The sequence below is a fragment of the Legionella steelei genome (genome assembly GCF_001468005.1).
Lineage (GTDB): Bacteria > Pseudomonadota > Gammaproteobacteria > Legionellales > Legionellaceae > Legionella > Legionella steelei.
On record NZ_LNYY01000021.1, the window covers coordinates 515,545 to 529,156 of the forward strand.

The window sequence follows — 13,612 nt, forward strand, 5'->3', positions numbered from 1 at the left end:
GGATGGCTTGGGTGTTTTTGATGCGAAATGAACAATTGAATGCTGCGATAAAACAGGGAAATCTAGAGAAGTTTAAAAGGCTCATGTCAGGGGTAGACGAAGAAAATTTTTTAATGGATGATGAAAATGGTAATACCCTGGCACATCTTGCTGTTATATACGATCAACCTGAAATTCTGCAAATACTTATAGATAAAGCAAAGGAGTTCGATAGGCCATTATTTGAAATTTCTAATGCCAATGGATTCACGCCTTTGGAATGTTGCTATATCTATTCCTCATCAAAGACGATGTCATTATTAGAATCTAATCCTCAATTAAGTGCTTCAAGTAAGCTGGTTGTTTCTCAAGATTATGAAAAGATAAAGAAATTGTCTCCAAGTGGCTTTCGTAGAGAAGGATTGGGTAAAATTACCGTAGTTGCGAGTGCATTAGGAGATGTAACTGCCTTAAATATTCTTTGGGGGATCACAAGAAACCGGGAAAATTTACTTCGTCATAAAACTCCAGATGGTTGGTCCTGTGTTCACTTCGCTGCATACAATAATCGATTAGAAACAATCCAATTATTCCCTGAACAATTTGCAGCTGAGGTCACTGACAATGAAGGCAATACTCCTTTGATGATTGCTGCGGGTAGAGGACATTTAAAAATTATTGAGTATTTGCGGGAAAAAGGTGGTGATCTGCATCAAAAAAATAATCATGGCGAAAATGCAATTTTTCTTGCTGCTGCGCAGGGACAGTTAAATGTACTTAAATTTTTAGATAAAGAAGGTGTTGCTTTGTCGGTCATTAATGCTCAAGGTGAGAATGCTTTAATGACTGCTGCTCGAAATGGACACTTCGATTGTGTACATTATCTCCTTACGCGAGATGTGCCTGTTGATTTGCAAAATAAGCAAGGTAAAACAGCGTTCCAAATTGCATTGGAAGCAAAGAAATTCGATATCGCCGATTTACTTGTGACTAAAAGTACTACAAAAGAAAAAGATCAGGCTTTGCTTGATGCCGTAAAGAAGGGTGATTTAGTAGCGGTAAAATGGTTAGTAGCGCATGGCTCCTCTTTATCCGCAACGGATAAATCTAAAATGACGCCAATGTTGTTAGCAGCAAGTTCGGGGAATATACAATTAATCGATTATTTTCTAATCCAGGAGCCTTCTCCCATTCATGATAAGGACAGTGAGGAAGATAACCTCTTGTTTGTTGCAATAAAAAACCGCCAGACGGATCTTGTGAAACATCTTCTTGCTAGTGGTCTTTTTGCGCTTGAAGATAAAAATTCGAAAGGAAAGACTCCTTTATTAGTAGCTGCTGAAGTGAATTCCGATGAACTTGTCGAGTTTTTCCACCAACAAGGTTGTCCATTGGAGGCTCGAGATGAAGAGGGTAATACTGCTTTTCATTTGTTAGTAGCCAAAGGGAATTTGGGAAATGCGATGAGTTATCTACATACTCACAGCCCTACTTTGATTTTAGAAAAGAATAATAAAAATGAAACTCCTTTACATACAGCAATTATGCTTAAACGAGCCGAAGAAACAGAAGCAATGCTACGTTTGGTTGCGGCAGATCCACAAACAAAAACTAAGTTACTTGAAGCAAAAAATGAGCAAGGCAACACTGCGTTGTTATCGGCAATTCAAGGTCAAAATTCGGAAGCAATACCTTTGCTTTTGGCCGCAGGGGCTGATGTTTTGGCCAAAAACAATAAAGGTCAATCAGTTATTACTATCGCATACTTGAATGTGTTTTCTCAGAATACCTTAAAATGCTTTTTTGATGCATACCATATTGATTACAGAGAATATTACAATCGACGAAGACTTTACTTTATCTTTGGTGGAGAAAAGTTGAACGAAGTTCTTAAATTTCCTAATGCGGAGGTTCAATTTGGTTCGGGTTTATTTGATGAAGGTGTATCGGTTCTGAATCATTATTTAAAAGCGTTTATTCAGGAAAAACATCCAGAGTACTCTTCACAGTTCGCAAACTTATTATCTGCATTAGCGCAACTGCAATCAGACTCCTCAGTGGGGAATATATTAAATCGTTTGGATAGAGAAGGTATGGCTTTTCAGGCAACAGGGTTTAGTGGACATGGTGTTCTCGCTACTTTAAGAAATATGGCAGATGGAAGTATGAAATTATCAATTGCTGAACGAGGTGCACGGGTAGGGGGAGCTCCTTTTTTAAATGATGAAAATAGGAAATTTGCGGCCACCCGCTCACTTATCGTCCCAGAAGACAAACGTCAACGGGTGGTTGAGCTTTTGTATCAAGCAAAAAATGAACCCCAGGCAAAAGGTGCCGATATCCTATTTAATCAAATACCTGACTTTGTGGGGGAACCCTATCAGTTTTCTACGGTCTATCAGAAGAAATTTTTAGATATTTGTTTTTATAGCAATCCCAAAACAGGTTTATATGAACAATTTATTGAGATTCTTGGGAAGGAGGCAGGGAAGACCTTTTACAAAGAGTTCGAGCTTTATATGCGTGAACAAGAGTTAGAGAAATATAAAGAATTCTGTCAGCGTAGTCATCCTGATGAACATATAGAAGCAAATCCAATTATTGCTGCAGCACAAGAACTCATTGAAAAAAGACATGCGTCGCTAGACACTTTACCAAAACTCATCTAAGAAAAGCAGATATGTCACCACCCGCTAAACTTGATACTGTAGTGCAAGCTCACTAGGCTTCAGTCATGTATTATTTATGCGTTTCATTGACAAAAAAAATGAATTACCTAATACATACCAGAATGCTAGGCCAAATTGGGGGCATTATTTTATTCTTTCTGCAGAATACAAAATAAGATGATGAATCAGAGTGTTACAGGCTAGATAAAATTGATTTTTTTAATAAAGCGAGCTATGTTTTAAATGGGTAAGTCCTATTTATACACAGTTTGTAAAAGGTGTACTATGAATAATCAGATATCAGATCCTCATGGACTGAGATCCCTTGGGCTTCAGGATGATTTGCTTATGCTGAGTAAAATATATTCTTTAACTCAGTTCGTTTATGTTGATATTGCACAACAAGAAATGATCACAGAAATAATGAAACGTTGGATTATATTGAAAGAGTTTAGTGACATTAGCTCAAAAAGATAATAGGAAAAGAGCATGCCAGTCATTGCACTACAAGGAATCCGTGGTGGTGTCGGTGTAACTTCGATTACTGCGGGATTAGCTTGGGCTTTACAAGAGCTAAATGAATCAGTATTAGTTATTGATTTTACAGCTGATAATTTGTTGCGCTTGCATTTTAATATGCCATTTGAGCAGACAGAGGGCTGGGCGCGTTCTTATCAAGACAAACAAGATTGGAAGGAAAATATTCGCGCTTATAATGACCAGCTGAGTTATGTGCCTTTTGGAAAAATAACTCAGGCCGAACGCGAGTATTTGGAAAAAGAACATCAGGAGGCTCCAGATTTTTGGCAAAAAAATCTGGAGGATTTATTGACAAAAAATGAGTACCAGTGGATTTTACTTGATCTACCATCAGACAGTACATTAGTGACACAACAGGGATTGGATATAGCCGATATTGTATTCTTAGTATTAAATCCAGATATTAATAGTCATATTCGTTTGCACCAGCAAAAAATTCCGAAACATTGCTATTTTTTAATGAATCATTATTCTCCTGCTAAGTCATTACAAAAAGATTTGAATGAATTGTGGCATCGGTTATTGCCAAATTTTTTACCAATAATACTGCATAGTGATGAAGCAATCGCAGAGTCACTCGCTATCAAAAAGCCAATCGGTGAATATCAAGCTCATAGTCTTATAGCAAAAGATATCAGTGCATTGGCCAATTACTGCTTGAATCATGGTTTTAGGAATCATAATGAGTAAAATCTTGCGTTTGCTCTTATCTCATCATGCATATAAAAAAGTTGAAAAAATTTATTATCATTTTCATCAGCATAACACCTCATTTTTCACTACAATGTGTATTATTTTATTCCGAGCAGCAGGCTGGACTTTTTTTAGATTGGAGTCCCCCAGTTGGCAATGGGTACGTGAAAATCATCAATTTTGGTTCCCCCATATTTCAAGGAAACATCCTCGCCCGGGAGACTCATTTCGCTACTTAATTCAAGGCTTATGGCTTATTCTGTTTTATCCAGAACGAAGAAGAAGAGCAACTCATTTTTTACAGCATGGCCTTAATTACTATTATTTTTTGGTAGAAAAACTTCCAGATAAGATAGAAAGCAATAGGGTAGCCAAAGAAACTCTCAAGCATTTTGCACAGGCAAGCAATATTGTACGGCGTATTTTGTTCATTATATTAGGTATTTTTTCAGCCGTATTGTTGCTGATTTGTATTACCCAGCCATTTAAACCAATTGCACAATTTATTTTCGTTATACTGCTATGGGTAATGGCGATGAGCATTCGTAAAGCTCCTGGACACGTATGCACGATTATGCTGATTGTTCTTTCTGTAATTGTTTCATGTCGTTATCTATGGTGGCGGTATACATATACCTTAGTATGGGATGACGTACCCAGCACCATATTCGGAAGCTTACTTATTTTTGCCGAAACATACATTTGGTTGGTTATGATCCTAGGCTATTTTCAAAGTATTTGGCCATTACACCGTAAGCCAGTGCCGTTGCCCGCTGATCAGTCTTTGTGGCCAAGTGTCGATATCATGATAACCACTTACGATGAGGACTTGAGTATATTAAAGCCAGGTATCTATTCGGCTTTGGGTTTGGATTGGCCAAAAGAAAAGCTGAATATATACATTTTGGATGATGGTGATCGCCCGGCATGTAAAGCATTTGCCGAGGAGGTGGGTGTACACTATATAGCACGTCCTACCCATGAACACGCAAAAGCAGGCAATATTAACTATGCCTTAAAACACTCAAGTAGTGATTTAGTGGCAATTTTTGACTGCGATTTTGTCATTAGCCATACTTTTCTACAGTTAACGGTGGGCTGGTTTTTAAAAGATCCCAATCTCGCTATTTTACAAACACCACATCATTTTTTCTCACCCGATCCTTTTGAGCGCAATTTAAAATCGTTTCGAAAAACTCCCAATGAAAGTTCCTTATTTTATGGTGTAGTTCAAGATGGAAATGATACATGGAACGCAACTTATTTTTGTGGTTCATGTGGCATTATACGTCGTACAGCTTTAGAGAAAATCGGTGGTTTGGCGGTAGAAAGTGTTACGGAAGATGCCCATACTTCATTGCGACTACAACGCCTTGGCTATAATTCTGCTTATATTCGCATACCATTAGCCGCAGGCTTAGCAACAGAAAGTCTTGCAGGCCACGTAGGCCAGCGTATTCGTTGGGCACGTGGCATGGTCCAGATTTTACGGTTAGATAATCCTTTATTAGGTAAAGGATTAGCCTTTGGACAACGCCTTTGTTATTTTAATGCGATGTTACATTTCCTTTCTGGAATTCCCCGTTTAATTTTTTTCATTACCCCTGCGGCATTTTTGGTCTTGAATGCATACGTAGTCTATGCTTCTGGGGTGATGATCATGCTTTATGCCATACCTCATATTGTTCATGCAGTATTAACGAATGACCGCATTCAAGGTCGATTCCGTCATTTTTTATGGAATGAAATCTATGAAACAGTAATGGCTTGGTATATTGCAGTGCCTACAACCATAGCTTTAATTAACCCACGTAAGGGGAAATTTAATGTGACACGAAAAGGGGATATTGTTGCAGAAGAGCATGTAGATTGGATGACGGCACGCCCTTATATCGTTTTATTATGTATTAATATAGCAGGCTTAATCGCAGCGGCCTTTCGTGTGACCGTTGATCCAGCTGCAACAATTCTCGCGGTGCTCATTACCTCAATCTGGTCTTTATATAATATTGCTATTCTTGGCGGGGCGCTGGGTGTCAGTATCGAAGCCAGACAAAGACGCAGAGCACCTCGTGTCACTTTTGTGATGCCAGCAGCAATTATGCGTTCTGATGGCCATATCTATGAGTGCACCATAAGAGATTATTCTGATAAAGGGGTCGGGATACAAATGGAAGCTCAGGATTTGTTCAAAGAAGGAGATGAGATAACTCTTTTATTGAAGCGTGGATACAATGAATTTGTTTTCCCAGGAGTTATTGCTTATACATTTCATCGCCATGCAGGGATTCGTTTACATGAGCTTTCTCTGAAACAAAACATCGATTTTATCCAGTGCACATTCGCTCGCGCAGATGTTTGGTCATTATGGCAGGAATCGTTTGGTCAGGATAAACCTCTAAAAAGTATGCGGGATGTATTTGTTCTGGACTTGCGTGGTTATTACGATATCATAGAATATACGCCAAAAAGAATTCGTAAGATGCTCATAGGCTTTACCAATGCAGTTATCTGGATAGGGACATTTCTTCCTCACAGGCCTAAACCAAGAGGGCATCTTTAATCACGGATTACCTGAGTTGGAATAAAATTTAAAACTAATGGATGAGATAATGATAAGAAAAATAATCTGGATTGCGTTGCTGGTTTTAGGGGGGGCTAGTGTTTCTATACCGGCTATCTCTGCCACATCAGCAAACTCCACTCAAACACAACCTATATTATCAGCTTCTGCCAATGCGCCAACGCGAACAATCCAATTATATTTTAATAATTTAAACCAGCAGCAAGGTAACTTTACTTTAGGTAATTTTACTAGTGGAAGAAATATAGAATTCACTGTACGTAAAGATGAGCTAATATCTCAGGCTGTATTACATTTGCAATTTATTCCTTCACCTGCACTTGTTCCTTTACTGTCACAGCTTAAAATTTATTTAAATGATGAGTTGGTCAATGTTATTGCAATTAGTGCAGAACAACTAGGGAAATTAAATGCTGTTGATGTACCTATAGACCCGCGTTATGTCAGTGATTTTAATCGTCTTAGACTTGAATTTATTGGCCACTATAAATCAATTTGTGAAAACCCGGCACACAGCTCGATATGGATGGATATTGATAAGCTCAGTTACCTTGAATTGACGTTTCAAACCTTACCTGTGAAAAATGATCTGGCACATTTTCCAGAACCTTTCTTTGATTCACTAGATAGAAATCAATTAACCCTTCCAATAGTGTTTGTCGACCAACCTAGTTTAATGCAACAACGAACGGCAGCAATTTTAGCGTCGTGGTTTGGGAGTAAGGCCTTATGGCATGGAGTGTCTTTTCCGGCCTTATTGAATCAACTACCAACAAGAAATGCTGTTGTATTTGTCACAAATGAGCAAAGGCCTGATTTCTTGAAAAACTATAAGACTGTCAATGCTCCCACTGTCGAAATGATAAGCCATCCCAATAACCCATATATCAAATTATTGCTTATTTCAGGGCGTGATGATCATGATTTACTTACTGCTGTTCAAGGCATCACGCAGGGGAGTGTTCTTTTTCGAGGACCAAGTGTTACTGTCAATAATGTACAGATGTTTAAACCACGCAAGCCCTACGACGCGCCAAACTGGATACGCACTGATAAACCAATAACTTTTGCAAAATTAGTAGAGTATGAAGGGCAATTGCAAACAAAAGGGTATACTCCTTATCCAGTTTCCCTACGGTTTAATTTACCTCCTGATTTGTATCTTGATCAAAGCAGAGGTATTGATTTACGTTTAAAATACCGTTACTCGATACCTCCAGAGGCGAGTATTTCACGACTGGATATTAGCTTGAATAATTCTTTTGTAAAAAGTTATAAACTGGAGCCGCACCAGGAACATCTTTTTGCTGAAAATATGGCAGAAACAAGTACGAAACTCTATATTCCAGCAAAATTAGGAGCACGCAATCAATTCACGTTCGATTTTTCATATGGAACTCAAATTGCTGGAGGAATGCAAAATGATCAATGTATTACCTATCAAGTCATTAACAATGTAGCGGCTATTGATCCTACTTCAACGCTGAATTTGTCCAATTATTATCATTTTATTACAATGCCCAATTTAAATGCATTCATGAGTTCTGGTTATCCTTTCAGTATATTGGCCGACCTCTCACAAACAATAGTGTATATAGCTCCTCAATCACAGCCTGAAGCCATAAGTACTTTATTAAATGTTATGGGTAATATTGGTGCCGCAACGGGTTATCCTGTATTGTCAATGACCTTGACTGATGATTGGTCGCAAGTTGAAAATAAAGATGTGGATCTTTTAATCATCGGGGCGTTACCTAAAGCGCTTCATGATAATGAGGATCTCAATTTGTTGATTAGTAAAACACAAGATTGGGTTAAAAAACCTATAAATCAAAATCAGATACCTGATATACATCCTCTAACTTCTTTCGGACCAGCTGAAAGTAAAGCCACTATTAGTGCTACAGGCTCTTTGGCCGCAATTTTAGGCATTCAATCACCTTATTACAGCAAACGTAGTATTATTATTCTATTGGCAGAAAATCAGCAGAATTTTGAATTACTCAACAAGGCATTAACTAACAATAAAAATATTGATAAAGTCTTTGGTTCTCTCTCTGTGATTCGTAATTCTGGAATTGACAGCTTCAGAGTAGGTGAGACCTACCAGCTGGGTTATCTACCATGGTGGGAGCGGTTTTGGTTCGCATTGCAAAAACATCCCATTAATTTAGCACTTTTATCTCTTTTGGCTGCAATAATAGTCACATTCTTGATTTGGAATGGCTTATCAATAATTAATAATCGTCGTTTAAAAGGAACTCAACGGGATAAGACGTGATTTTTAAATCAAAGAATAAAAAATCTTTGTTGATATTATTCCTGGTTGTGTTGGGTATTCCTAACACTTTTGCAAGTACACAATGGCCAATTTGGGAGAAATTTAAGCAGTATTATATCAGTGATGATGGACGAGTTATTGATCCACAGCTTTCAGAAAGAAAAACAACTTCAGAAGGTCAAAGTTATGGATTATTCTTTGCTTTGATTGCCCATGATCAACCTATGTTTGACAAATTATTACGTTGGACTGAAAGCAATCTTGCTGGAGGTGATTTGACAAAACATTTACCTGCATGGGAATGGGGGCAAAATGCTCAAAAAAAATGGGTTGTGTTAGACAGCAACTCTGCTGCCGATTCCGATTTATGGATTGCTTATGATTTACTTGAAGCAGGGCGATTGTGGAACAATAAGCATTATGATTTTCTTGGTAAAAAGCTTCTCCAACGTATCCTCAAAGAGGAGGTGACACAAGTTCCAGGTTTGGGACTCATGTTGTTGCCAGGAAAGTTCGGATTTAATTTTAAAAACAGTTGGCGTTTTAATCCCAGTTATTTACCACCTCAATTACTGATTCGTTTTGCGACACTTAATAATAAGTGGGGTATTCTTGAACGTAATAGTAGACGCTTGCTATTAGAAACGTCTCCAAAAGGATTTGCTCCAGATTGGGTTATTTGGAAAAAGAATGTTGGTTGGCAACCGGATCTGAAGAATCCTAATTTGGGGAGTTATAATGCTATTCGTGTGTATCTTTGGGTAGGGATGTTAGCCCAGAATGCATCTGGCGCAGCAGAATTGACACAGCACTTTTCGCCTATTATTACTCTGACGCAACAATTGGGGAGTCCTCCAGAGAAAATTGATATTATCAGCGGTAAAACACAAGGTACTGGTTCTATTGGTTTTGCTGCTGCTCTATTACCATTATTAGCAAATAACCCTTCAGAACTTGCCAAACAAAGACAGCGTATTGATGCAGTGGAATTGAGTGCTGATAGTTATTACAACGCGGTACTAAGACTTTTCGGGCAAGGATGGGATCAAAACCGATATCGTTTTAATGCTCAAGGCGAACTTGTATTACCTTAGTCAGAGTACTTTTGTAGCTTTGGATAAGTGCAGCGCAATCCGAGTTTATTTATAACGCCTAAGAACAAACTATTTTACCCTCACCCTAGTAACTTATTCTTCTCTATATTCGTTCAATACTTTAAGGAACTGGCTTCCGTAATGAGACAACTTGTGTTGACCAACTCCAGGTACTGCAAGTAACTGTTCCAAGTTTTCGGGCTTGTCTTCAGTCATTGCATGTAAGGTTGCATCGCTGAAGATCATAAAAGGTGGTTTGTTTTCTTCATCGGCCAATTTGCGTCTTAGCGCACGAAGCAATTCGAATAAGGGACTGTCTTTCTCTTGAATTAAATGTCGTGTTTTACCTTTCTTTTTACTGCTTTGAAGATCACCATTCGGAATGGTCAATGATATTTTTTCTTCACCTTTAAGCAAAGGAATCGCTTTAGGTGTTAACTTAAGAACATTAAACTGGTTAATATCCTGCACACAATACTCTTTATGAATGAGTTGCCAGGCCAGTTGTTTCCAGTAATGGGCAGATTTGTCTTTACCAATGCCAAAGGTGCTGAGTTGCTCATGACCGTATTGTTTTATTCTATCTGAAGAGCTGCCACGTAAGACATCTATAGTATGGGTTAAACCATAATTTTGTCGTAAGCGATAAATACAAGACAAGAATTTTTGTGCATCTTCTGTCGCATCGGCAGTTATGGGTGGATTATCGCATACATCACAATATTGGCATTCTGTATCACAAACTTCATCAAAGTAGCGCAATAAAATTTGGCGACGGCAATGTGATGCTTCAGCAAAAGCCAGCATATGATTGAGTTTATTGGTTTCAACTCGTCTTTGTTCATCGAGTGGCGTGTTAATAATCCAGGAGCGTAAGCGAGCACTATCTGCTGCATCATAAAGTAACAGAGCTTGTGCGGCTAATCCATCACGCCCTGCACGTCCGGTTTCTTGATAGTATCCTTCAATATTTTTAGGTAAATCGTGATGTACGACAAAACGTACATTAGATTTATCAATCCCCATTCCAAAAGCGATGGTAGCAACAACAATGTCGATACGATCATGCCTGAATGCAGTTTGTACTTCTCGACGTTCTTTATGGGGAAGTCCGGCATGATAAGCACGTGCTTTGAAGCCTATGTCTTGTAATTTTTTAGCAAGATTTTCTACACCAGTACGGGTTCCACAATAAATAATTCCGGATTGTTGTTCCACTGTTTGTAAAAATTGATTTAATTGTTTCACTGCGTTCGTTTTGTATACCACTTTATAATGGATATTTGGTCTATTAAATGAAGCAATGTATTTTTTAGGCGTGTAATTTAATTGTTTAATAATATCCTGACGTGTTTGTTTATCAGCTGTTGCAGTTAAAGCAATAATTGGGATATTGGGAAAATGGTTTTTTAAGATCCCTAAAGCAGCATATTCAGGACGAAAATCATGCCCCCATTGAGAGATACAATGAGCTTCATCAATTGCAAAAAGTGCGAGGGGACATTCTTGTAATCGTTCTAAAAACGAGGTACTAATTAAGCGTTCAGGAGCAATATACAACAAATCCAATTCATCATTGTGTAATTGCATTAATACGTTTTTTGCCTCTTCGCTAGTTAAAGAGGAGTTATAATAAGCGGCGCGAATTCCTTGTAATCTTAAGGCAGCTACCTGGTCTTCCATTAATGCAATTAATGGAGAAACAACAATGCCTACTCCTGGCCTGACGATGGCGGGTATCTGATAGCATAGAGATTTTCCACCGCCAGTGGGCATTAAGACAAGAACATCATGTCCCGCAATAACATCATTAATGATGTCTTCCTGAGGTGTTCTAAACGAGTCAAAACCAAAATACTCTTTGAGTACAGCAAGTGAGTTTTTATTGCGAGTTATGGGCGCTGTAAGAGTTTCCATGTAATTATTCTTATTCTTTTTCATGAACGATGAAAGTCTGCGATCATATCATCATGGTTTGGAAATAAAAGCATTATCTTTTATATAAAAACGCAGTAATTCTTCTGCCCATTCCTTGGCATAATGAACGCCAATCCTCGGTTTTTCCACAATAGAGAATGCACATTGATTTTCTTCTTCGGCAATGTATAAGATATCGCTAGTGAGATCATGCTGATTCAGCTCTTTATCTATATGCATTGCTTTTGAAAGCAACCCAGGCCCTTGAGTTCTTCCTTGAATGTTTTTGACAGGCTCAATAGCGCGTAGCAAAATTGCAGAACCGGTGCCTTCTGTTTCTGTAACAATATTGGTACAGTAATGCATTCCATAGATTAAATAGATATAGGCGTAACCAGCAGGTCCAAACATTACTTTGGTTCTTTGGGTAAGTCCTTTAGAGGAATGTGATGCAAGATCATGTGGTCCTAAGTACGCTTCGACTTCGACGATTCGTCCTATGTATTCCAGGCCGTGTTGATTGTGAATAAGATATTTGCCGAGAAGATCCTTGGCAACAGTAATCGTATCGCGTTCATAAAAAGTTCTGGGTAATTTTCGAAGCATATCTCTTTCATGGATGCTAAAAATTCGCAATAATAATACATTTAAACGAATTTTCTAAGGACAGTTTATGGATTTCGAATTTACATCAGAACATATAGCCATTCGTGAGATGGCAGCTGATTTTGCACGTACTAAGTTAGCTCCTATGGCCGACAGTTGGGATGAGGCGGGTTATTTTCCTATAGAGACTATACGTGAAGCAGCTGCATTAGGGATGGCTGGGATGATGGCACGTGAGGATATTGGCGGAGCACAATTAACACGTTTAGATTCCGCGCTATTGTTCGAGCAGCTGGCAACAGGTTGTGTCAGTACCAGTGCATATCTTTCGATTCATAATATGGTTACTTCCTTAATTGACCGATACGGTCATTCTGAGCTACGCATGAAATGGGGACCTAAATTAACTGCTATGGAGGTCTTGGGTAGCTATTGTTTAACTGAGCCTGAATCAGGTTCCGATGCCGCTTCTTTGAAAACTAAGGCTGTAAAAGATGGAGATTATTATGTTCTAAATGGCTCTAAAGCCTTTATTTCAGGAGGCTCTGTGAGCGATGTCTACCTGTGTATGGTACGGACAGGCGATTTGTCACATCATGGAATTAGTTGCTTATTAATTGAAAAGAATACGCCAGGTTTAAATTTTGGCAAATTAGAGAAAAAAATGGGTTGGCACAGCCAGCCTACCAGCATGGTTTATTTTGAAAATTGTCGCGTACCTGTTGCCAATCGTGTGGGCGATGAAGGCATGGGATTTAAAATTGCACTGAATGCTTTAAATGGTGGACGGATTAACATTGCTTCGTGTTCATTAGGAGGCGCGCTTGCTTGCTTGCGGTTGACCCAGAGCTATATGCATGAGCGGAAACAGTTTGGTAAACCACTCACCGAGATGCAAGCATTACGTTTTTATTTTGCTGATATGTTAACGGATTATGAGGCAGCACGCTTAATGGTTTATCGAGCAGCAAGTGCTATGGATAAAAATGATCCTAATGTCCCAATATATTGTGCGATGGCAAAGCGCTTGGCTACGGATGTTGCTTTCCGCATTTGTGATAAGGCGATGCAAATCCATGGTGGTTATGGATATTTACGTGATTATCAGATTGAGCGAATTTTTAGAGACTTGAGAGTGCATCAAATTCTTGAGGGTACTAATGAAATCATGAGAGAAATTGTTGCTAAAGCAACTTTGGATGAAGAGCACTTTTTGTGCTAGTTAATGTATTTGCTTGAGTGCATTGTA

General features: G+C 38.5%; 9 protein-coding genes. 7 read left to right on the forward strand and 2 right to left on the reverse strand.

Annotation, left to right across the window (positions count from 1 at the left end):
• The first annotated feature begins 20 nt into the window (after nt 1-20).
• The 6 genes from Lste_RS16860 (at nt 21) to bcsZ (ending at nt 9,840) form a co-directional block, all read left to right on the forward strand.
• Nucleotides 21-2,648, forward strand: coding sequence for an ankyrin repeat domain-containing protein (locus Lste_RS16860; RefSeq protein WP_058512475.1), 2,628 nt, complete (start codon nt 21-23; stop codon nt 2,646-2,648).
• Nucleotides 2,649-2,933: 285 nt separating this feature from the next.
• Nucleotides 2,934-3,125, forward strand: coding sequence for a cellulose biosynthesis protein BcsR (gene bcsR, locus Lste_RS16865; protein ID WP_058512146.1), 192 nt, complete (start codon nt 2,934-2,936; stop codon nt 3,123-3,125).
• A gap of 12 nt (nt 3,126-3,137) precedes the next feature.
• A complete protein-coding gene (gene bcsQ / locus Lste_RS16870; protein ID WP_058512147.1) occupies nt 3,138-3,878 on the forward strand; it encodes a cellulose biosynthesis protein BcsQ in 741 nt (246 codons plus the stop codon).
• Complete coding sequence (bcsA, locus tag Lste_RS16875) at nt 3,871-6,444, forward strand: UDP-forming cellulose synthase catalytic subunit (RefSeq protein WP_058512148.1); 2,574 nt, start codon at nt 3,871-3,873, stop codon at nt 6,442-6,444. Before bcsQ ends, bcsA begins: the two co-directional genes overlap by 8 nt.
• A gap of 49 nt (nt 6,445-6,493) precedes the next feature.
• On the forward strand, nt 6,494-8,746 hold the full coding sequence (gene bcsB, locus Lste_RS16880) for a cellulose biosynthesis cyclic di-GMP-binding regulatory protein BcsB (protein WP_058512149.1): 2,253 nt from the start codon (nt 6,494-6,496) through the stop codon (nt 8,744-8,746).
• Nucleotides 8,743-9,840: a cellulose synthase complex periplasmic endoglucanase BcsZ gene (bcsZ, locus tag Lste_RS16885; RefSeq protein ID WP_157070780.1), complete on the forward strand. Its 1,098-nt coding sequence runs from the start codon at nt 8,743-8,745 to the stop codon at nt 9,838-9,840. The genes bcsB and bcsZ overlap by 4 nt, the downstream gene beginning before the upstream one ends.
• Nucleotides 9,841-9,933: 93 nt before the next feature.
• Here the strand turns inward: bcsZ and recQ are convergent, their stop codons facing one another.
• Nucleotides 9,934-11,757, reverse strand: a complete 1,824-nt coding sequence (gene recQ, locus Lste_RS16890) for a DNA helicase RecQ (RefSeq protein ID WP_058512150.1) — start codon at nt 11,755-11,757, stop codon at nt 9,934-9,936.
• 51 nt (nt 11,758-11,808) lie between these two features.
• A complete protein-coding gene (locus Lste_RS16895) occupies nt 11,809-12,363 on the reverse strand; it encodes a DNA-3-methyladenine glycosylase (protein WP_058512151.1) in 555 nt (184 codons plus the stop codon).
• Nucleotides 12,364-12,430: 67 nt separating this feature from the next.
• Between Lste_RS16895 and Lste_RS16900 the strand changes: the two genes are divergently transcribed.
• Entirely contained in the window at nt 12,431-13,585 is a 1,155-nt protein-coding gene (locus Lste_RS16900) for an acyl-CoA dehydrogenase family protein (protein ID WP_058512152.1), read from the forward strand.
• Nucleotides 13,586-13,612 lie beyond the last annotated feature (27 nt).